Annotated in this window: 17 protein-coding genes; 13 read left to right on the top strand and 4 right to left on the bottom strand. The window is 75.0% G+C overall.

The genetic code is table 11. The features are described 5' to 3' along the window. Positions 1–19 precede the first annotated feature (19 nt). Positions 20–619, bottom strand: a complete 600-nt coding sequence (locus tag ACIOJE_RS12710) for a MarR family winged helix-turn-helix transcriptional regulator (protein ID WP_280677371.1) — start codon at positions 617–619, stop codon at positions 20–22. Between the two features lie 235 nt (positions 620–854). Between ACIOJE_RS12710 and ACIOJE_RS12705 the strand changes: the two genes are divergently transcribed. From ACIOJE_RS12705 to ACIOJE_RS12695, 3 genes are all read left to right on the top strand, one after another. Continuing rightward, positions 855–2,054: a cytochrome P450 gene (locus tag ACIOJE_RS12705; RefSeq protein WP_400776028.1), complete on the top strand. Its 1,200-nt coding sequence runs from the start codon at positions 855–857 to the stop codon at positions 2,052–2,054. Positions 2,055–2,191: 137 nt separating this feature from the next. Further along, on the top strand, positions 2,192–2,389 hold the full coding sequence (locus tag ACIOJE_RS12700; protein ID WP_280677367.1) for a ferredoxin: 198 nt from the start codon (positions 2,192–2,194) through the stop codon (positions 2,387–2,389). Beyond that, positions 2,386–3,588, top strand: coding sequence for an NAD(P)/FAD-dependent oxidoreductase (locus tag ACIOJE_RS12695; protein ID WP_400775648.1), 1,203 nt, complete (start codon positions 2,386–2,388; stop codon positions 3,586–3,588). The genes ACIOJE_RS12700 and ACIOJE_RS12695 overlap by 4 nt, the downstream gene beginning before the upstream one ends. A 46-nt stretch (positions 3,589–3,634) precedes the next feature. Here ACIOJE_RS12695 and ACIOJE_RS12690 read toward each other — a convergent pair whose 3' ends face one another. Then, on the bottom strand, positions 3,635–6,832 hold the full coding sequence (locus ACIOJE_RS12690; RefSeq protein ID WP_400775647.1) for an amidohydrolase family protein: 3,198 nt from the start codon (positions 6,830–6,832) through the stop codon (positions 3,635–3,637). 336 nt (positions 6,833–7,168) lie between these two features. Here ACIOJE_RS12690 and ACIOJE_RS12685 point away from each other — a divergent pair, with 336 nt between their 5' ends. From ACIOJE_RS12685 to ACIOJE_RS12675, 3 genes are all read left to right on the top strand, one after another. Further along, on the top strand, positions 7,169–7,957 hold the full coding sequence (locus tag ACIOJE_RS12685; protein WP_400775646.1) for a phytanoyl-CoA dioxygenase family protein: 789 nt from the start codon (positions 7,169–7,171) through the stop codon (positions 7,955–7,957). After that, the gene (locus tag ACIOJE_RS12680; protein ID WP_280677359.1) at positions 7,954–8,949 is read left to right on the top strand and encodes an AraC family transcriptional regulator; all 996 of its coding nucleotides are present in this window, start codon (positions 7,954–7,956) and stop codon (positions 8,947–8,949) included. The genes ACIOJE_RS12685 and ACIOJE_RS12680 overlap by 4 nt, the downstream gene beginning before the upstream one ends. 811 nt (positions 8,950–9,760) lie before the next feature. Beyond that, on the top strand, positions 9,761–10,183 hold the full coding sequence (locus tag ACIOJE_RS12675) for a hypothetical protein (protein WP_280677357.1): 423 nt from the start codon (positions 9,761–9,763) through the stop codon (positions 10,181–10,183). 103 nt (positions 10,184–10,286) lie between these two features. On the opposite strand, the gene ACIOJE_RS12670 is transcribed toward ACIOJE_RS12675, so the two are convergent. Further along, a complete protein-coding gene (locus tag ACIOJE_RS12670) occupies positions 10,287–11,303 on the bottom strand; it encodes an Lrp/AsnC family transcriptional regulator (protein WP_400775642.1) in 1,017 nt (338 codons plus the stop codon). A 199-nt stretch (positions 11,304–11,502) separates the two neighbouring features. On the opposite strand from ACIOJE_RS12670, the gene ACIOJE_RS12665 reads away from it, so the two are divergent. The 6 genes from ACIOJE_RS12665 to ACIOJE_RS12640 all read left to right on the top strand — a co-directional run bounded on the left by ACIOJE_RS12665 (position 11,503) and on the right by ACIOJE_RS12640 (position 17,726). After that, positions 11,503–12,834, top strand: coding sequence for a carboxylesterase family protein (locus tag ACIOJE_RS12665; protein WP_400775639.1), 1,332 nt, complete (start codon positions 11,503–11,505; stop codon positions 12,832–12,834). Between the two features lie 259 nt (positions 12,835–13,093). After that, positions 13,094–13,303 carry a ferredoxin gene (locus ACIOJE_RS12660; RefSeq protein ID WP_280677351.1) on the top strand — a complete coding sequence of 70 codons (210 nt, stop codon included), beginning with the start codon at positions 13,094–13,096 and terminating at the stop codon, positions 13,301–13,303. Further along, complete coding sequence (locus tag ACIOJE_RS12655; RefSeq protein WP_400775638.1) at positions 13,300–14,697, top strand: NAD(P)/FAD-dependent oxidoreductase; 1,398 nt, start codon at positions 13,300–13,302, stop codon at positions 14,695–14,697. The genes ACIOJE_RS12660 and ACIOJE_RS12655 overlap by 4 nt, the downstream gene beginning before the upstream one ends. Further along, positions 14,694–15,920 carry a cytochrome P450 gene (locus ACIOJE_RS12650; RefSeq protein WP_400775636.1) on the top strand — a complete coding sequence of 409 codons (1,227 nt, stop codon included), beginning with the start codon at positions 14,694–14,696 and terminating at the stop codon, positions 15,918–15,920. The genes ACIOJE_RS12655 and ACIOJE_RS12650 overlap by 4 nt, the downstream gene beginning before the upstream one ends. Before the next feature lie 167 nt (positions 15,921–16,087). Continuing rightward, on the top strand, positions 16,088–16,927 hold the full coding sequence (locus ACIOJE_RS12645; protein WP_280677346.1) for a PIG-L family deacetylase: 840 nt from the start codon (positions 16,088–16,090) through the stop codon (positions 16,925–16,927). A gap of 259 nt (positions 16,928–17,186) precedes the next feature. Continuing rightward, a complete protein-coding gene (locus ACIOJE_RS12640) occupies positions 17,187–17,726 on the top strand; it encodes a hypothetical protein (protein ID WP_280677344.1) in 540 nt (179 codons plus the stop codon). Positions 17,727–17,867: 141 nt separating this feature from the next. On the opposite strand, the gene ACIOJE_RS12635 is transcribed toward ACIOJE_RS12640, so the two are convergent. Beyond that, positions 17,868–18,719, bottom strand: a complete 852-nt coding sequence (locus ACIOJE_RS12635) for a hypothetical protein (protein WP_400775633.1) — start codon at positions 18,717–18,719, stop codon at positions 17,868–17,870. A 165-nt stretch (positions 18,720–18,884) separates the two neighbouring features. Between ACIOJE_RS12635 and ACIOJE_RS12630 the strand changes: the two genes are divergently transcribed. Beyond that, a complete protein-coding gene (locus ACIOJE_RS12630) occupies positions 18,885–19,763 on the top strand; it encodes a LysR family transcriptional regulator (protein ID WP_400775631.1) in 879 nt (292 codons plus the stop codon). Positions 19,764–19,793 lie beyond the last annotated feature (30 nt).

The raw sequence follows: 19,793 nt of genomic DNA, 5'->3' as shown, positions 1-19,793 counted from the left end.
GCGACCGTCCTCGGCCGCGTCAGACGCACTGACGCGGGCCCGAGCCGGCGCTCCCGGCGCTCCCGGCACCCTCCGTGCTCCCGGCGCCCTCCGCGCCCCCGGCGACGTCGGCCGTCCGGCCCAAGGGAGCGGCGTCCTCGGACAGCATCGTGATCCGGACCTGGCGCACGTACCGGTCGACCAGGTGGCGCAGCACGCTGACGGTGGCGGCGACGTCCGGCTCCGGGATGCCGTCCAGCGCGTTGGTCAGGCCGGTGATGTTGGCCTGTTTCAGACGGTTGAGCATCGCCCGGCCCTCGGCCGTGAGCGCCACCTGCCGGGCCCGGCGGTCCAGCGTGTCCGGGGTGCGCTCCACCAGCTGCTGGCCCTGCAGCCGGTCGATCTGCCGCGTGACGTGGGAGGGCTTGACCATCAGCCGGGCGGCCAGGTCGCCCACCCGGCTGGCCTCCTCGGCCTCGGCGAGCGCGCGTAGGAGGTAGACGTCCGAGCGGGCCGCCGTGATGCCGGCCCGGGCCGTCTGGCGTTCGTGTTCCTGCGAACGGGTCAGCAGGTAGGCCAGCGAGGCCAGCACCGCCTCCAGTTCCGAGGTGGCGGTCCGATTGTCTGTCGCGTCTGGCATGGGGGGAACTGTAGCGATCCCGCCCGGGTGGTGGCCCTGGTGTCGACCTCTGACCGGTTTTCGGACAGATTCGTCCGTCGCCCGATGGGCCCTTTCGTCACCACGGACCGCGAGTTAGCGTGACGGTAAGTTAGTTGCTTAGGGCACATAACTGTCCTGGGTGCTACCCCCACGGCACCGCGGGCCCATCCGCTCGGCGCCGTCGGCATATCCCGCTCCGAGAAGGGAGCCCATGATGGCCACTGCCGCTCAGACCCCCCGGTTCACCCACCCCGCCGCCCGCGGCGCCTGCCCGTTCGCCCCGCCGCCGGCCTACCAGCAGGCCCGGCAGGAGGAGCCGATCAGCCGCATCTCGCTCTGGGACGGCGCCCCCAGCTGGCTGGTCACCCGCCACGAGGACATCAAGGCCGTGCTCAGCGACGCCCGCTTCAGCTCGGACGCCACCCGCTCCGGCTTCCCGTTCGTCAGCGCCGGCGCCCGGCAGCTGGGCACCGGTCAGCTCACCTTCCTCCGGATGGACGACCCGGAGCACGCCCGCCTGCGCCGGATGCTCACCGGCGAATTCATGATCAAGAAGGTCGAGGCGCTGCGCCCCGAAGTCCAGCGCATCGCCGACGAGCTGCTGGACGCGATGACCGACGGCCGCTCCTCCGGCGACCTGGTCCGCGAGTTCGCGCTCCCGCTGCCGTCCCTGGTCATCTGCCTGCTGCTCGGCGTTCCCTACCAGGACCACGACTTCTTCCAGGAGTGCAGCCGGGTCCTGCTGAGCCGCGAGGCGACGGTCGAGGAGGTGCGGGGCGCGCAGGACCGCCTGGTCGACTACCTGATCAAGCTCACCGACGCCAAGCGCACCGAGCCCGACGACGGCATCCTCAGCCGCCTGGTGGCCCGCGGCGAGCTGAGCACCGAGGAGATCGGTGCGATGGGCCGGCTGCTGCTGGTCGCCGGGCACGAGACCACGGCGAACATGACCGCGCTCTCCGTCCTGGCCCTGCTGCAGAACCCCGACCAGCTCGCCCACCTGCGCGCGCACCCGGAGTCGGTCGCCGGCGCGGTCGAGGAACTGCTGCGCTACCTGACCATCGTGCACTCCGGTCTGACCCGGGTCGCCGCCGAGGACGTCACCGTGGGCGGGGTCCGGATCCGGGCGGGCGAGGGCGTGATCTGCATGGTCAGCGCCGCGAACCGGGACGAGCAGCAGTTCCCGGGCGGAGACGGGCTCGACCTCTCCCGCGACGCGCGCCGGCACCTGGCGTTCGGCTTCGGCGTCCACCAGTGCCTGGGGCAGCCGCTGGCCCGGCTGGAACTGCAGATCGCGCTGAACACCATCCTGCGGCGGCTGCCCGAACTGCGCCTGGCCGTACCGTTCGAGGAGGTCCGCTTCCGCGGCGAGATGCTCATCTACGGCGTCCACGAGCTGCCGCTCGCCTGGTGACGCGGCGTCACCGGAACCGGCCCGGCTGACCGGCCGTCACCTCCACCGCCGGCCCCGCCGCGCTTCCCACCCCACCCGACCCCACCACCCGCCGCCCCCGGCGGAGTCCGAACCAGCCATGTCCCGAAGGGAAACCCATGCTCGTCCACATCGACCAGGAGAAGTGCTGCGGCGCCGGGCACTGCGTGCTCGCCGCCCCCGAGGTCTTCGACCAGCGGGACGAGGACGGCATCGTCGTCCTGCTCGATGCCGAGCCGCCCGCCGAACTCCACCAGGGCGTCCAGGACGCCGCCGCGGTCTGCCCGGCCGCGGCGATCCGCCTGGAGCGGGTGTGACCGCTCTGCGGGAGGTGGCCGTCGTCGGGGCCGGCGCGGCGGGCCTGCACGCCGTCGAGGCGCTGCGCCGGGCCGGCTACGACGGCCGCCTCACCCTGATCGGTGCCGAGACCGAGCCGCCCTACGACCGGCCGCCGCTGTCCAAGCACCTGCTCGGCGGGCAGTGGCAGCCGGACCGCCTGGCGCTGCGCGCCCCGCAGGCCCTGCGCGAGCTCGACCTCGATCTGCGCCTGGGGGTACGGGCCGAGCGCCTGGACCGCCAGGGCCGGGCCGTGCAGCTGGCCGACGGCCACCGGGTGCGCTGCGAGGCCGTCATCCTGGCCACCGGCGTGCGCCCGCGCCGGCTGCCCGGCGCCGAGGCGCCGCTGGCCGGGGCCCACGTCCTGCGCACCCTCGCGGACGCCCTCGCCCTGCGCGATGAACTGCGCCCGAGCGTAAGGCTGTTGGTGGTCGGCGGCGGGCTGCTCGGGGCCGAGGCCGCGGCCACCGCCGTCGGACTCGGCGCCGAGGTGACCTGGCTGGTCTCCACCGCCGCACCGCTGGCCGCCGTGCTGGGCACCGAGACGGCCGCGCTGCTGGCCGGCCTGCACCGCGAGCACGGGGTGCGGATCCGCCAGGGCGTGGCCCGGGCGGTCACCGAACGGCACGGCCGCGCCACCGGCGTCCGGCTGGCCGACGGCTCCCACGTCGCCGCCGACGCCGTCCTGATGGCCATCGGATCCGAACCGGCCACCGAGTGGCTGGCCGACAGCGGCGTCCCGCTGGACGACGGCGTGGCCTGCGACGCCTACTGCGCCGCCGGCCCCGGCGTCTGGGCGGCCGGCGACGCCGCCTCCTGGCCCGACCCGCGCACCGGCCGCCGCCGGCGCCTCGAACAGCGCACCAACGCCACCGAACAGGCACTGCACGCCGCCCGCAACCTCCTGGCCGGCCCGGACAGCGCCCGCCAGCCCTACGACCCGGTCCCGTACCTGTGGACCGACCAGTACGGGCTGCGGGTCCAGGCCTACGGCAGCCCGGGCGACGCCGACCGGTTCGAGGTGGTCGACGGCAGCCTCACCGAGCGGCGCTTCGCCGCCGCCTGCGCACGCGACGGGCTGCTCCGCGGAGCGGTCGGCATCGCCTGCGCCCGGGCGCTGCGCGGCCAGCTGCGCGCGCAGCTGGCCGCGCACGGCCCGTGGCCGCCCGGGGCGCAGTGAGCCCAGCCGGGGCGGCGCGGCAGTACCCCCCCGCGTCGACGGGCGCTCAGGGCGCGCAGCAGCCGTCCCGCCGCAGGGCCTGGCCGATCGCGTACCAGTCCTCGTCCCGGCCCGCCGCCCCCTGCGCCGCCGCCCCCTCCAGCGGCCGGGCCTGATCGCCCACCAGGTCCTGGCGGCGGTGGACGAAGCCGTCGCGCATCACCCACGACGTGCGGGCCAGGTCCGCGAAGTCGCGGAACGGATCGCCCTCGACCACCGTCAGATCCGCCAGCTTGCCCGCCTCCACCGTGCCGAGGTCGTCCTCGACCCCGAACAGCCGGGCCGGCACCACCGTCGCGCTGCGCAGCGCCTGGGCCGCGGACAGCCCGGCGTAGCGGTGCAGCGCGCGCAGCCCGAGGTGCACCTGGAGGCCGATCGGCGTGAGCGGGGCGTCCGTGCCCATGGCCAGGGCCCCGCCGTCGTCCAGGATCCTGCGGTAGACCGCCATCTCCAGCTGCACGGCGCGCCGCTGCTGCGCCGTGGCCGCCGTCCGGGCCTGGCGCTGCACGCCGACGGCGTCCCACGGGGGCATCAGCGCGGTGACCCGGGCGTCCTCGGCCAGTGACGGGTCGTCACCGAGCAGGTAGAACGCGGAGAAGGGGGTGATGACGACGGCGAAGTCGCCGCCGCGGTAGATCTCGTGGACGTCCTGGTAGGTGTGTCCGGTGGGGGAGAGCACCCGGCCGTACTCCTGCCGCTGGGTGGCCGACAGGTGGGTCGTCAGGTCCTGCCCCAGCTGGACCCCGGGCGTCAGCAGGTGGCTGCCGGCCGGGACGCCGAGGCGCTCGTGCGCCGTCCGGGCCGCCTGCGCCATGATCCAGCCGGGCGCGCGCACGTACGTCTTGACGAAGTCGTAGTCGAGCGCCACGGCACGCTCCAGGCTGCGCCGCACGCCCTCGGGGGTGCGGTGGGCGCGGCCCATGCTGTACGCGACGCGGGCGCCGTCGAGCAGCTCGCCGGTGGTGAGGAACCGGGGCCCGTCCATCACCCCGGCGTCGACGGACTCGCGGATGCGCGCCTGCTCGTAGGCGAAGCCTCCCAGCGACGCGGTGCCGGTGATCCCGTAGGCCAGGTTCAGGCGGGTCTGGCGCCCGCCGTAGGTGTTCTGGTACGGGTGCGTGTGGGCGTCCCACAGGCCCGGCAGGACGGTGCAGCCGGTGGCGTCGATCAGCCGCTCTCCCGCGCGGCGCGCGCCCGGGCGGTGCGGCTCGACGGCGGTGATGCGGTTGCCGGAGACGACGATGTCGACGTCCTCGCGGACGTTGTCGCCGGTGCCGTCCCAGAGCCGGGCGGCGTGGATGCGGGTGACGTCGGAGCGGGGCGGCAGGCTGCGGGACGTGCGCAGGGGGAGGGCGACGGTGCGCAGGCCGGTGCCGTCCGGGCCGATCAGCCGCAGCCGTCCGTTGGAGAGGTAGAGCAGCCGGGTGGAGTCGCCCGACCAGGAGGGGTGGTCGGCCGCCTCGTCGGTGAGCCGACGCGGCCGGCCCGTGGGCGAGCCGTCCGGCCCGACCGGCAGGACCCAGAGGGCGGATTCCACGACGAGCGCCAGCCGCGCGCCGTCGGGCGACCAGACCGGTCCGCTGTCGCAGCGGTCGGAGACCGAGGTGTGCGGCAGCGGCAGGAAGGCCGTGGAGCCCTTGTCGCGGGTGTCGATCACGCGGATGACGTTGTAGCCCTCGCGGAAGCGCTGGTTGAGGCGGTTGCGGTCGCACAGCGCGAGGTAGCGGCCGTCGGGGGACCAACTGGGCCGTCCCGGAAGGCCGTTGCCGCCCAGTGGCGCGGCGAGCAGGGTCTCCGTCCCGGTGGCGAGGTCGACGAGGAGGAGGTTGCCGGTGACGTCCTGGCAGGCCAGCCGGGTGCCGTCGGGGGAGAGCGCCGGGTTGAAGCGGCCTCCCGTGGCGAGCACCGTGTCGGCGCCGCCCTCCAGCGTCAGCCGGTGGACCGCGGCCAGGCCGTCGCCGCCGCTGCCACCGCCGTCGGACACGTACAGGACGCTGCGGCCGTCCCTGCTCCACGAGGGCATCTGCACGTAGTGGGAGGGGTCCGCCTGGAGGAGCTTGCGGGGCTGACCGCCGATCGGCAGCAGCCACAGGGCGTTGAGCGCGCAGAAGACGACGGAGCGCCCGTCGGGGGAGAGCGCGGGCAGGTGGACGCCGAGCACGGCCCGGTCGTCGGTGGAGTCGAAGTCGCGCACCTTGCGCCGGTACTCGGGGCGGCTCGGCACGTCCGTCCGGGCGGTGAACGGGATCTGCCCGGCCGTGTCCAGCGCGGGGGAGCGGTCGGTGATCCGGCCGTCGGCGAAGTAGACGAGCCCGCCGTCGGGAGTCCAGCAGGGCGGCAGCGGGGAGACGTCCTCGCCGCCGGAGACCACCTCGCCGTCGACGGCCAGCGAGGCGCTGGCCGCGGTGTAGGAGGTGGCGGCGGAGGCGTCGCCGACCCACACGTACGCCAGCCGGCCGTCCCGGGACACCACGGGGCAGACCACGCTGCCGCTGTCCACCGTGCGCTGGACGCTCACCGGCCCGCCCGAGGCCGACACGGAGGCGATGGTCCGAGCGCCGGCGCCGTCCGCGCGGACGAAGAGGATCCGGTCGCCGTCCGGGTGCCAGGAGGGGTCGTAGTCCTCGACCCCGGCCCGGTCGGTCAGACGCGCCAGCCTGCCGGTGGCGACCTCCACGGTCCACACGTCGTACGAGCCGCCGGACACCGCGTCACCCGCGCGCTCGGAGGCGAAGGCGAGGTGCGATCCGTCCGGGGACCAGGCCGCGCCCCGGTCGTCCCACGGCCCCGAGGTCAGCTGCCGCAGGTTCGTCCCGTCCGGGGACATCGTCCACAGGTGGAAGCCCCCGTCCTGGTACGCGCAGAAGGCGAGGGCCGAACCGTCCGGCGACCACGCCGGGCGCGTCGGCTCCAGCCCGGGGACGGTCAGCGCGGTCGCCGCGCCGCCGCCCCGCGCCAGCGCCCACAGGACGCCCTGGACCTCGATGACCAGCCGCCCGCCGTCGGGAGAGAGGGCGACGGCGGCGTTGGTGCCCTCCGTGAACGCCACCGTCCTCGACCGGCGCCCGGCCGCGGCGCCCGCCCCCTCGGCGCCCGCGCCCGCCGGGAAGGGACCGAGCGCGGCACCGGCACCCGCGAGTGCCGCCGCCCCGATGAACCCCCGCCGACTGACCCCCCGCGCGTGCCCACTCCTGGAGAACGACACACCCTCTCCCTTCCACCACGACCAGAGCGCGTTGCGCCGATGCGATCGCCACCGCCCGCCACACGGCCGGGCGGCAGCCCCGAAACCGCCCGCCGCCGCGCACCCGCGCGCCCCCGCGGTCAGGCGGGTCCAACCGTCCTCATTATTGTTCGGGGCTCGAACAGAACAACACCCCCTCCAGCACGCCGAGGCATCAACGCCCCACCCACCACCGAGAATTCACCCCTCCTGCCGCAGGCTGCCCGCAGTCGCGGCCGGGCCGATGTCCGGAAAACCCACCGGGCCGTCCGTATCGCCCCTCGGACCGGCCCGGTCCCCGCGTCTACGGTCGAGGCCATGAACGAGCCCCTCGGCCCCGACGACCTCGCCGCCTACCACGAGAACGGCTTCCTCCTGGTCAGGAACCTGATCAGCGGACAGGAGGCGGCGACACTGCGGGAGGAGTGCCACGCCCTCGCCGCCCGCCTCGACTCCGACGCCGACCCGACCTGGGCCAGCGCGCGCACCGTCACGGGAGCGTCCGCCGCACGCACCACCCTCAAGCACGCCCACGACACCCAGTTCCACTCGGCGGCATTCGCCCGGCTGCTGGTCGACCCCAGGTTCACCGACGTCGCGGCCGCGCTCCTCGGCGGGCCCAACGTCCAGCTGCACCACACGAAGATGTTCATCAAGCCGCCGGAGACCGGCTCGCCCTTCCCCCTGCACCAGGACCACCCGTTCTTCCCGCACGCCCGGCACACCGTCGCCGCCGCGGTCTTCCACTTCGACGACGCCCCGCAGGAGAAGGGCTGCATCCGGGCCGTCCCCGGCAGCCACCGCAAGGGCCCGCTGCCCCACGTCGAGGACGGCAGCTGGCACCTGCCGCCCGACACCTGGCGCCTCCAGGACGCCCGGCCGTGCCCGGCCCGGGCCGGCGACGTCCTGTTCTTCAACTACCTCACCGTGCACGGCTCGGGGCTGAACACCTCCGACCAGGCCCGCACCACCTGGCTGGTACAGTTCCGCGACCCCGAGGACCGGCCCACCACGGACGAGCACACCTGGTCCCTCGGCCAGGGCATGATGCTGCGCGGGATCGACCCCACCGCGCGCCGGACGGACGGGGCAGGCGAACCGAGGTGACCGAACTGGCCCGGACGGGCGCCGCCCTGCCCCTGCTCAACTCCGTACGGCTGGGCACCACCCTCGCCGGCCGACGGGTCGAGTTCGTCGACTGGGGGTTCTACCCGCCCGAGCCATGGCGCAACTACTGGCACAGCCACTCCTACTTCGAGCTCTGCTACGCCTACGCCGGACGCGGGACGTTCCGGATCGGCGGGCGGGAACACCCGGTCGAGGCCGGCCGGCTGTTCCTGGCCCGCCCCGGCGACGTCCACGAGATCACCACCGACCCCCGGGACCCGCTCGGCATCGTCTTCTGGTCCTGGACGATGGTCCCCGAACGCGCTCCACGCGGCGCCGCACCCGGCTCCCCGGACACCGCCGCCCTCCTCGACACCCTCGCGGCCGGCCCGCGCCACGTCGTCCCGGCCGCCGAGACCCCGCTGCCCCGGCTGCTGGTGACACTCGCCGAAGAGGCCGCGGCCCCGGGCCCCGCCAGCCCCGACCTGCTGGCCGCCCTCGCCCCCGCACTGGTACTCAGCTGCGCCCGCGCCGTCGCCGGCCGGCCCGCCGCCCCGCGCCCGACGCCCGCGCCGGGCGGACGCGCGGCGGCGACCGTCGCCCGGATGACCCGTTACCTCGACGACAACTTCGACCGCCCGGTCCGGGTACGGGACGTCGCCACCCAGGTCCACCTGAGCGAACGCCACGCGGCACGGCTCTTCCAGCAGGAGACGGGGTGCACGATCATCGCCTACCTGACCCGCCACCGGCTGGGCATCGCCGCGCAGCGCCTGGCCGATCCCGCGCTGCGCGCGCTGTCCGTCGCGGCCGTCGCCCGCTCCTGCGGCTACGCGGACACCCGGCACTTCAGCACCGCGTTCCGGCGGCACTGGGGCGCACTCCCGACCCAGGTACGGGCCCGGGGCGGCACCACGCACGGCCTGCCCGCCGACCGCGGCGCCGCCGTGCCCGGGGGCTTCCTCGGCCGGCCGGCCGAATCAGCCGAATGACCCGAAGCATCTCCTTGACCGACCGACTGTTCGCCGAATCCCCACGTCCAGAAAAACGATCGTCAACGAACACCAGCACCTTCGACGAAGCCCCCGACCGCCGACTGCCCCGGGCTCCCGAGGGGCAGTGATGGTGATGTGCGCCCGTCGGCGCCCGGGATTTCCGGGCGGTGGTGACGGGGCCAGGGGAAGGGGCCGGCGATGGCTGAACGGCGTGTGGGTGTCCTGTTGTCCTCGGCGGCTTTCGCCGTCCGTCTCGCCTGGCTGGCCGACCGGCGGGCGCTGATCCACGTGGTCCTGGTGCAGGTCCTCCTGGCGGCCGGGGTGGCCGGGGGACTGGTCGTGGCGCAGCGCGTGTTCGGCTCGGTGCTGGCACAGGGGCCGGCGGCGGCCGGGCGCTCGCCCGTGCTGGTGCCGGCCGTGATCGTGCTGCTGGTGACGGGCGCCGCGGCCGGCGCCCTGCGGCTGTCCGGGGCGGCGCGGATGGCGGTGCTGACGGCCAAGGTGGACCGCCTGGTGGCGGGGATGGTGCTGGAGGCCGCGGTGGCGGCCGAACTGCCGCGCTTCGAGGAGCCCGACTTCCACGACGGGCTGCAGCGGGCGGTCTTCGCCTCGCGCCGCCAGCCCGCCATGGCCGTCGTCCTCCTCGTCACGGCCTTCCAGGCGGCCCTGACCGTGGTGGCCGTGGGAGGGGCCTTCGTGGTCATGGCGTGGTGGCTGCTCCCGCTCGTGCTGCTCAGCGGTCCTCGCCGGCTACGCGGCCCACGCGTCCGCGGAGGCGGGGGCGATCCCGCTGCTGTGCGGAGCCGCCGTGCGGGACGGGGATCGGCACGACGGGGAGCAGGCGGTGCTCTTCCCCCGCGCCTGGATGTCCGACCTCGTCAAACGCGCCCGGCAGCTGGAACGGGCCGGCTGGCGGCTGCGGCCCGAGCCCTACACCGTGCTGCGCCCCGCCCCCGGCACCGGCGCCCTCCACCTGGCCGACCCGGACCGGTCCGGCCGGCCCGGCCCGGCGGTCACCGCGGTCCTGACCCAGGCACCCCAGGCCGGCGCCCCGCCGACCCGGGCCTGGCTGCTGGCGTCCATCGTCAACTGGATCGCCCGCCCCGCCACCGCCGACGCCGTCCACGCGCTGGCGGCAGCCCTGCGGCCCCTGCCCGTCCACACCGGCACCTGGCAGGACGCCCTCGCACACCTGACGGACCTGCACGCCCCTGCGGGCGGCCTCGGCTAGCCGCGACGGACGGTGGCCCCGGCGGCTCCTCGGATGCCAGGATCGGCGGGTCCGTGCGGGCCCCGCGAGACCACACCACCGCGGCCCCGCGCGGCCCGCAGGCTCACCGGGTCGGGCGGGGCAGGCCGGTGCGCTTGGCGGTGACCAGGATCGGGGTGGTCTCGACGGTGGAGATCCGCTCCAGGGCGCCGACGGTCTCGGTCAGGAAGGCGTACAGGGCGCTGAGATCGGCCACGGCCACCGCCAGCAGGAGATTGGCGGGGCCCGTGGTGGCGGCGGCGAAGCGGACCCGGGGGTGGCGGCCGAGCGCTTCGCCGGTGGCGTCCAGCGCGCCGGGGCTGACGGTCAGCCAGAGCAGCGCCTCGGCGTGGCAGCCGAGCAGCGCCAGGTCCAGCTCGGTGGCCAGCCGGACCACCCGGCCGCGGATCAGCGCGTCCATCCGGCGCCGGGCGGTGAGCGGGCTGAGGCCGGTCCGGGCGGCGAGTTCGGTGTAGCCGGCCCGGCCGTTCGCGCTCAGCGCCTCGACCAAGGGGTCGTCGAGCAGCGGTTCCGCCGGCTCGGGTGCGCCGCTCGACGGCGGGTCGGCCGAGAGTGGGTCGGCCGAGAGTGGGTCGGCCGAGAGCGGATCGGCCGCGTGGAGCAGCGAGGTCTCCCGCTCGGAGAGCAGGCCGGCACTCCAGGAGAACGAGGTCGGGAAGACCCGCAGCAGCGTGTGCGAGGTCCAGGAGGCGACGGCGGCGGTCGCGGGCAGGTCGCGCAGCAGCAGGGTGTCGCGGGCCTCGGGGCCGTCCAGGAAGAGGATCGTACTGATCTCGTCGCCGCCGCCCAGCACGTCCACCCAGACCGTGTCGGGCCGGCGGGCCAAGGTGGCGGCCACCACCCGGACCCGGTTCGGACGGCAGCGCACCCGCAGCGCCAGCGGGATCAGGGCGGGGAACCGGACGGGGTTGCGTACCGCGGTGGCCCGCAGCGTGCCGTCGGCGTACAGCGGGCCGGCCCGGCGGACGACCGTGCGCTCGGACAGGTCCAGGCAGTGCGCGAGCGTACGCCAGGAAGCACGGGGCGCGATCAGCAGCGCGGCGGCGATCCTGCGGTCGGTCCCGTCGAGTGAATGGCGCACCTTCGGCACTCTAGGGCACTGCCGCGTCCGCTTTTCATCACCGAACGAGCCAATACTGGCCGATCCCTTCGGCAGGCCGTACACCTGAACTGTCCAGCACGGCACGACGAGAGGGGACGGGACGGCGATGACGAACGGATCGAACGGATCGAACGGGACGGGCGGGACGAACGGGAGGGACGGCCGCGGAACGGGCCCGGTGCTCACCACCGGGCAGGGCCGGCTGCGCGGCACGCTGGAGGGCGCGGTGGCGGCCTTCCAGGGCATCCCGTACGCGGCCTCCCCGGTGGGCGCGCTGCGCTTCGCCGCACCGCACCCGCAGCCCGCCTGGAGCGGGGTCCGGGACGCGCTGCGCCCGGGCCCGGCGGTGCCGCAGGATCCGTCCCGGCTGGAGGCCGTGATGGGGGAGCGCGAGCCGGACTGGGACGAGGACGGTTGCCTCACCCTCAACGTCTGGACGCCCCGCCAGGCCCTGCCCGCCCCCGCCGGTGCCCCCGCGACCGACACCCCCGCGCTGCGCCCGGTGCTGCTCTGGTTCCACGGCGGCGGCTTCAGCAGCGGCTGCGGCGGCTGGGACCGGTACCACGGCGCCCGCCTCGCCGAACTCGGCGGCATCGTCGTGGTCACCGCCAACTACCGCCTGGGGCCGCTGGGTTACCTGTACCTGCCGGAGTTCGGCGCGGACAACCCCGGCTGCCGCGACCAGGGCGCCGCGCTGCGCTGGGTCCGGGAGAACATCGCCGCGTTCGGCGGCGACCCCGAGTCGATCACGGTCGGCGGCCAGTCGGCCGGCGCCTATTCGGCCCTCGCGCTGGCGCTCGACCCCGCCACCGGCGGCTCCATCCGCCGGGTGATCGCCCAGAGCGGCCCGTGGGGCCTGCGCCCGCAGGACCCGGCGGACGCCGCCGCCACCGCCACCGCCTACCTGCGCCTGCTCGGCCTGGCCGGGGACCGGAGCGGCTACGAGGAACTGCGCGCCCTGCCCGTCCAGCGCCTGCTGGAGGCCTACCGCCAGCTGGCGGCCGACCGTGGCACGCCCGGCGACCCGACCCCGCTCATGTACCCCGTCCTCGGCGGTGCGGGACTCCCGCAGCCCCTGCTCGCGGCGGCCGGCGCCGGCGGCCTGGGCGGCAAGGAGCTGCTGCTCGGCACGGTCACGGACGAGATGACGGCCTTCGGCCACCGCGGACCCGAGGGCGAGGCCGCCGCGGACCGGTTCTTCGGCGTCGGCGGTACGGAGCTGGCCGAGTACCGCGCCGCCCAGGGCACCCCGGCGTACGTCTACCGCTTCGCCCGCCGGCCGCCCACCGACGACCTCGGCCTCGGCGCCACCCACTGTGCCGAACTGCCCTTCCTCTTCGGGACCTTCGACGCCTACTCGGACGCCCCGATGCTGGGCGCCGTCAGCGCCTCGGACCGCGCCCTGGCCGCCGACTTCGCCGGCGCGCTCGCCGCGTTCACGGCCACCGGCGCCCCGGGCGGCGACTGGGCGCCGTACCACAGCGGCGCCGACGTCGAACGGTTCGGCTGACGGCGCCGCCCACCCGGCCCATGCCCGGCCCGGCGCCCACGTCCGGCGCACGTTCAGGAACCCGGCCGGGTGACGCCGCGCCGCGCCCGCCGGTGGACGCGCCGTCCGCCGCACCGGATCCCCGCCCCTGCCGGACCGGCTCCCGTGCACCGGTGTGCCGCCCGGCCGTCCATCCCTCCGGAGTACCACCGCTCGCGCGGCCCGTCGCCAGGCCGTAGGACGGACACGGCGGGCGGGCCGCGCGGAGGAGCGTACCGGGATGCAGATCGTTGTCGACCTCAATCGCTGCCAGGCGTACGCCCAGTGCGTGTTCCTCGCCCCTGACGTGTTCGAACTGCACGGCGAGGAGTCCCTGATGTTCACACCGGCCGTCCCCGACGGGCAGCAGGAGCGCGTCCTCCGGGCGGCGGCGGCCTGCCCGGTGCAGGCCATCCTCGTCGGCGAGCCGGCCGGTCCCGCGGCCCGATGAACGGCGTCGAGCGGATCGTCGTCGTCGGCGCCTCGCTGGCCGGCCTGCGGGCCGCCGAGACGCTGCGCGCGCAGGGCTACGCCGGCTCGCTGACCGTGGTGGGGGAGGAGCCCCACCCCCCGTACGACAGACCGCCGCTGTCCAAGCAGGTGCTGCTCGGACGGGTCCACGCCCTGGACGTCGGGCTGCCGCGCCGCCGGGCCGTCGAAGCGCGCTGGAAGCTCGGGGTGCGCGCCGACCGGGTCGACCCGGAGGAGCGGCGGGTGATCCTCGCCGACGGCGAACACCTCCCCTACGACCGGCTGCTGATCGCCACCGGAACCCGCGCCCGCCCCTGGCCGAAACCCGCCCAGGCCGCGCTGGACGGCGTCCTCACCCTGCGCACGGCCGACGACGCGGCCCGCCTCACCGAACGCCTCGACGCCGGGCCCCGCCGGGTGCTGGTGATCGGTGCCGGGTTCACCGGCTCCGAGATCGCCTCCGCCTGCCGCGAGCGCGGCCTGGAGGTGACGGTCGCCGAACGCGGCCCCGTCCCGCTCGTCGGCGCGCTGGGCGGGGCGCTCGGCGCCTTCGCCGCGGCGGCGCAGCGCGCCCACGGTGTCGATCTGCGCTGCGGCGTGACGGTCACCGCGCTCAGGAGCGAGAACGGCCGGTTCACCGGCGCCGACTTCTCCGACGGCGGCCGGATCGACGCCGATGTCGCGGTCGTCGCCCTGGGCGCCGTGCGCAACACCGAATGGCTCGAAGGATCGGGCCTGGCCGCCGGCCCCAGGGGCGTCGCCTGCGACGCGGGGTGCCGCGCCTTCACCATGTACGGGATCGTCACCGACGACGTCTTCGTCGCCGGGGACGTCGCCCGCTTCCCGCACCCGCTCTTCGAGTACCAGATGCTCTCCCTCGAACACTGGGGCAACGCGGTCGCCCAGGCCGAGGTCGCCGCCCACAACATGGTCAGCCCGGCACCGCGCCGGCGGCCGCACCTGACCGTCCCCGCCTTCTGGTCGAGCCAGTTCGGCCTCAACATCAAGTCCGTGGGCGTACCGACCTTCTCCGACCAGGTGGTGCTCGCCCAGGGCTCGTTGCAGGAGGGCCGCTTCGTCGCCGTCTACGGCTACCGGGGGCGCATCACCGCGGCCGTCAGCGTCAACCGCGCCAAGTGGCTGGAGCACTACCAGTACCTCATCGAGACGTCCGCACCGTTTCCCCCCGCGCCCGGCGCCGCCGACCGGCCCGCCGTTCCGGTGACCGTCCCCTCCGACGTGCCCGACCCGCACCTGCTGTCGCACGGACCGACCGTGGCCCTCACCGGGCACCTGCCGGACCGGCACCTGACCCTGGTCCGGCCCGGACGCCCCGGACCGCCGCCCCCCGCCGACGAGGAAACCCCCGGATGACCCCCGACACCCTCCTGCGCCGCATCAACGACTACACGAACCGTGCCGACCCCTACCCGCTCTACGCCGAACTGCGCGAGAACGGCGTGGTGCGCCAGGACGACGGCGCCTACCTCGTGGGCACCTACTACGAGATCGCCGCCCTGCTCCACGACCCCCGGGTCAGCTCGGACCAGCGCAGCCGGAAGGATCCGGACCCCACCTTCACCCAGGACGGCCTGACGCCCGCCTTCATCAGACTCGACGACCCCGAGCACGACCGGCTGCGCCGCCTCGCGATGCGCCCCTTCGGCCCGCCGCACTCCCCGGGGCGGATCGACGCCCTCCACGGCGACATCACCCGCATCGCCGAGGAACTGATCGACGCCTTCCCGGACAAGGGCCGGATCGACCTCGTCGACGACTTCGCCTACCCGCTCCCCATCACCGTGATCAGCCGGCTCATGGGCGTGCCCCACGAGGACGTGCCCCGCGTCCGCGCCTGGACCAACGCCGTCATCGCCGGCTTCGACCCGACGCCCGGTCAGGACCCGGAGCGGCGCCGGCAGGAGGCCCGGCAGGCCCGCATCGCGATGGGCCGGTACCTGGGGGGCCTGGCCGAGGAACGCCGCAGCCACCCCACCGCCGACCTGCTCTCCGCCCTGGCCAACGACGACGGCCCCGAAGGCCGCCTCACCCCGGAGGAGTTGATGTCCACGGCGGTCCTGCTGCTGATCGCCGGACACGAGACCACCGTCAACCTGATCACCAACGGCATGCTCACCCTCCTGCGCCACCCCGAGGCCCTGGAGCGGCTGCGGGCCGATCCCGGGCTCATGCCGGGGGCGGTGGAGGAACTGCTGCGCTTCGAGCCGCCCGTCCAGTACCTGCCGCAGCGTTCACCGCTCACCGACATCGAGGTCGCGGGGGTCACCGTCCCCCGGGGCGCCCCGCTGATCCTGGTGCTCGCCTCCGGCAACCGGGACCCCCGGCGCTTCGAGGACCCGGACCGCTTCGACCCGTTGCGCAAGGACAACCAGCACCTCGGCTTCGGCAGCGGCATCCACATCTGCTACGGCGCCCCGCTCGCCCGGATCGAGGCCCAGATCGCGCTCAACGCGCTCCTGCGCCGGCTGGACGACGCCCGCCTGGCCGAGGACCCGCCGCCCTACCGGCGCAGCCCCATCCTGCGCGGCCCCCGCCACCTCCCGGTCGAGCGCGACGCGACCGGCACCACCGGCTGACGGGGCACCGCCCGCCGCCCGCCGGCGGCGCAGCCCGGTGATCGGCGCGCAGCCGCCACAGGAGGCGGACGCTTCGCCAAGTCGAGGGACGGGGGCGGATGTCACGGCGGCGAAGCACTGGCGCAGACTGGTGGCGGCTCACCCCGACCGACCGGAGGACGGAACCCATGGCCGACCGGCCCCTGACCCTGATGGCAGTGCACGCCCACCCCGACGACGAGGCCACCAGCACCGGCGGCGTCCTCGCCCGCTACGCCGCCGAGGGCGTGCGCACCGTCCTCGTCACCTGTACCGACGGCGCCTGCGGCGACGGCCCCGGCGGCGTCAAGCCGGGTGAGGACGGGCACGACCCGGCCGCCGTCGCCGCCCTGCGCCGCAAGGAGCTGGAGGTCAGCTGCCGCATCCTGGGGGTCGACCACCTCGAACTGCTCGGCTACGCCGACTCCGGGATGATGGGCTGGCCGGCCAACCATGCGCCCGGCTCGTTCTGGAGCACCCCCGTCGCCGACGGCGCCGCCCGCCTGGCCGACCTGATGCTCCGCTACCGCCCCGACGTCGTCGTCACCTACGACGAGAACGGCTTCTACGGCCACCCCGACCACATCCAGGCCAACCGGATCACCGCGGCCGCCCTGGCGCTGACCCCCGACCTGGCGCCCAAGGTGTACTGGACCACCGCGCCGCGTTCGATGATGCGGCGGTTCGGCGAGGTCATGCGCGAGTTCGGCGCGGATTGGGAGGCCCCGGAGCCGGACGGGCAGGACCCCGAGCTGCCCCCGTTCGGGCTGCCCGACGAGGAGATCACCACCTGGGTGGACACCACCGTCTTCGGCGGCCGGAAGTACGACGCGCTGCTCGCGCACTCCAGCCAGAGCGAGAACATCTTCTTCCTGCGGATGGGCAAGGAGCGGTTCACCGAGCTGATGGGCGTGGAGACCTTCGTCCGGGTCCGCGACACCACCGGCGCCGCGCTGCCCGAGCGGGACCTGTTCGCCGGACTGCGCTGACCACCCGCCGCCGGGGCGCCTCAACCGGGGCGCCTCAACCGGGGCGCCCCGGCCGGCGAGGCCGGACCGGTGCGGTCCTGAATAATCGAACCCATCCCTGAAGGAATCACTCACACGTACTGAAACACCCCGCGTCGGGTACGGCGGACCAGCCCGCCCCACGGGCAACAGCAGGATTCGCCGGACCCGGTCCGGTCGGCGGCCTACCCTACGAACGGACAGGCCGCGCGCCCGCTACGGCCGTTCGCGAAGGAGTCCCGTGTCATCACCCTGTGACCCCCGGTACGCTTCCGTCGGCGATGTGAGCACAGCGCTCATGGTGATCGACTCCCGGCTCAAAGCCGTCTACGACGGCAGGACCGGGAAGGACCCCAAGCAGCAGCAGATGCTCGACCAGTTCGCCGCATCCCTGGGCCCCACGGAGTTCAACGCGCTGTTGGACGGCACCTGCACGCTCATCTACATGTTCATGAACTGGCTGCGGACGGCCTGCGAGGACCACGACAAGGACGTCATCGAGTACACGGTGCCCGCCCTCGTGGCCACGATGCGCATGATGCCCAGGACCTTCCGTCCCGAAGTCATCCCCACCATGGCCGGCCTGCTCATCGCCGCGGGCAGCGGCCTGAGCCCCAACCTGTGGCGCGCGCAGTACGGCCCCTGGACCGATGCCGAGATGAACCCCCTGGAAGCCACGGCCACCCTGCTCGCGGAGCACGTCAACCGGATGTCCGGCGACGACCACGACTTCGCCACCCGCCTGATCACCGACGCCCTGTCCAGGGCGGACGAAGGCTGAGGCGCAGCGTCCCGCACGTGCGCGGGACGACGACCGATCCGCCTGCCGCTTGCCGCCCGGGCGGTCGGGTCGGCGGAACCCGTCACCGCCCGACCGGTCGCCGCCACCGGACGGATGCGGAGGCGGCGACCGCCCGGAGCCTCAGACCGACCGCCAGCCGAGCCAGCGGGGAGGCTCCCCCGACACACCGGTGGCCCAGCGGGTCCGGCGTTCCAGGGAGAGCCCGGTCATCGGGTGGCCGGCACCGAGCACGCGGGCGCAGTCGTCCGCCAGCACCGCGTACAGGCGGGCCGCCTCGGCGAAGTCGCCGGCCGCCCCGCTCCAGTGGGCCTGGTTGTGCCGCGCGTCCAGCACGATCTGCTCATCGGGCCCGTAGGCCCGCGCGAACTCCTCCGCCAGGACACGGTAGCGGCTCGCGGCGTCGGCGGCGGCGCCGGAGCGGCCGATCCAGTGGGCGTGCTGATGGCGGGCCAGGTAGGTCTGCTGGTGGTAGGGGCCCACCTGATTCGCGAAGCCCTCGACCACCGCGCGCTCCAGCTCCGCCGCCCGCAGGGCGTCACCGGACTCCCCGACCCAGTGGGCCTGCTGATGGCGGATGACCAGGACATCCGTGCCGTCCAGGCCCGCCTGCGCGTGGACCGCGAGCAGGGCCGCGAGCAGACGGGCCGCCTGCGCGGCGTCGCCCGCGCGGCCGACGTAGCCCGCGCGGTTGTGGCCGACGGCGAGCGCCAGCGGATGCGCCGCGCCGAACGCCTCGACGACATCCGCTGCCAGCCGCTCGTACAGGCAGGCCGCCTCGGCGTACCGGCCCGACTCCCCGACGGCGTGGGCGTGCTGATGGCGGGCCCTGAGCGTGTTCAGGTCCCGCGCGCCCAACTCCCTTGCGCTGTCGGACGCAAGGCTGTCGTACCGGCGCGCGGCCCCGGCCAGGTCACCGGAGCGGGCCCGATCGCCCGCCGCCGCATAGCGGCTCTCGAACTCGTCGGCTTCCACGGCCTGCCCCCTTCGACGGACACCACGGGATCTGCGCCGCGAGAAGCCGGCGCCGCGCTCCCGACGAGGACACCGGCTGCCGTATCACGGCGTGCGAACAGTAGTCTGGCCAGCGGCGACGATCAGGTCCAACACACGGCGTTCACCGGGGGGTGAGGCGGGCTCATGGCGGTCAACCTGGCGCAACTGCGGGCCCTGGTCGCGGTCGTGGACACCGGCGCCTTCAACGCCGCGGCATCCGTCCTGGAGGTCAGCCAGTCCGCCGTCTCCCACGCCCTGGCCTCACTCGAGCGCACCCTGGGCGCGCCCGTGGTCCACCGGGGCGCTGCGCCGATCCGCCCCACCCCGCTCGGCGCCCAGCTGCTCCCGCACGCACGCCAGGCCGTCAGCGCCGTGGACGCCGTGCTCTCCCTGGGCGCGGCGCACCGCGCGGTCCCCGGCGGAGTCGTACGCGTGGCCGCGCCACCCACCGTCTGCCGCGGCCTGCTCCCGGATCTGCTCACCACGTGGGCGCAGGCACACCCGCACCTGAAGGTGCGCGTCTTCGAGGGGGAGGACACCGAGGTCGCCCGCTGGCTCGCGAACGGGACCGCCGACCTGGCCGTCCTGGTCGACCCCGACCCGGTGCCCGACGGCGCTCTGCTGCTGCTCCACGACGAATTCCGAGCGGCGCTGGCCGGCGACCACCCGCTCGCGCACGAGCGCTCGGTGACGCTGCGCGACCTCGATGACGACCCCATGCTGCTCTCCGACGGCGGCTGCGAACGCTATCTCCGGGAACTGCACCGCCTCGACGGCAGCGTTTACGTGCCGCCCCCGCGCATCCGTGGATTCGCCACGCTCCTGGACATGGTGCGCGCCGGGGTCGGCGTCGCCGTGGTGCCCGGGCTGGCCCGGTGCATGCTGCCGGCCGGCACCGTCCTGGTGCCGCTGCGGCCGACGGTGCACCGCCGACTGCTGCTGTCGGGACCGCCGAAGCGCCCCTGGGGGCCGGCGGTGCAGACACTCATGGCGAGCGCGGCGAGCACCGGGACCGCCGTCTGATCTGCCACGCGCCCCCGCTGGCGCGAACGG

Origin of the sequence: Kitasatospora sp. NPDC087861 (assembly GCF_044742585.1) — a bacterium.
In the GTDB taxonomy this organism is placed as follows: Bacteria; Actinomycetota; Actinomycetes; order Streptomycetales; family Streptomycetaceae; genus Kitasatospora.
This window is presented reverse-complemented; position numbering and strand designations above follow the sequence as displayed.

Bases quoted from the DNA above. Each gene is read 5' to 3' on its own strand.
- ACIOJE_RS12710 (WP_280677371.1), bottom strand. From the start codon at position 619: ATGCCAGACGCGACAGACAATCGGACCGCCACCTCGGAACTGGAGGCG.
- ACIOJE_RS12705 (WP_400776028.1), top strand. From the start codon at position 855: ATGGCCACTGCCGCTCAGACCCCCCGGTTCACCCACCCCGCCGCCCGC.
- ACIOJE_RS12700 (WP_280677367.1), top strand. From the start codon at position 2,192: ATGCTCGTCCACATCGACCAGGAGAAGTGCTGCGGCGCCGGGCACTGC.
- ACIOJE_RS12685 (WP_400775646.1), top strand. From the start codon at position 7,169: ATGAACGAGCCCCTCGGCCCCGACGACCTCGCCGCCTACCACGAGAAC.
- ACIOJE_RS12660 (WP_280677351.1), top strand. From the start codon at position 13,094: ATGCAGATCGTTGTCGACCTCAATCGCTGCCAGGCGTACGCCCAGTGC.
- ACIOJE_RS12655 (WP_400775638.1), top strand. From the start codon at position 13,300: ATGAACGGCGTCGAGCGGATCGTCGTCGTCGGCGCCTCGCTGGCCGGC.
- ACIOJE_RS12650 (WP_400775636.1), top strand. From the start codon at position 14,694: ATGACCCCCGACACCCTCCTGCGCCGCATCAACGACTACACGAACCGT.
- ACIOJE_RS12645 (WP_280677346.1), top strand. From the start codon at position 16,088: ATGGCCGACCGGCCCCTGACCCTGATGGCAGTGCACGCCCACCCCGAC.
- ACIOJE_RS12630 (WP_400775631.1), top strand. From the start codon at position 18,885: ATGGCGGTCAACCTGGCGCAACTGCGGGCCCTGGTCGCGGTCGTGGAC.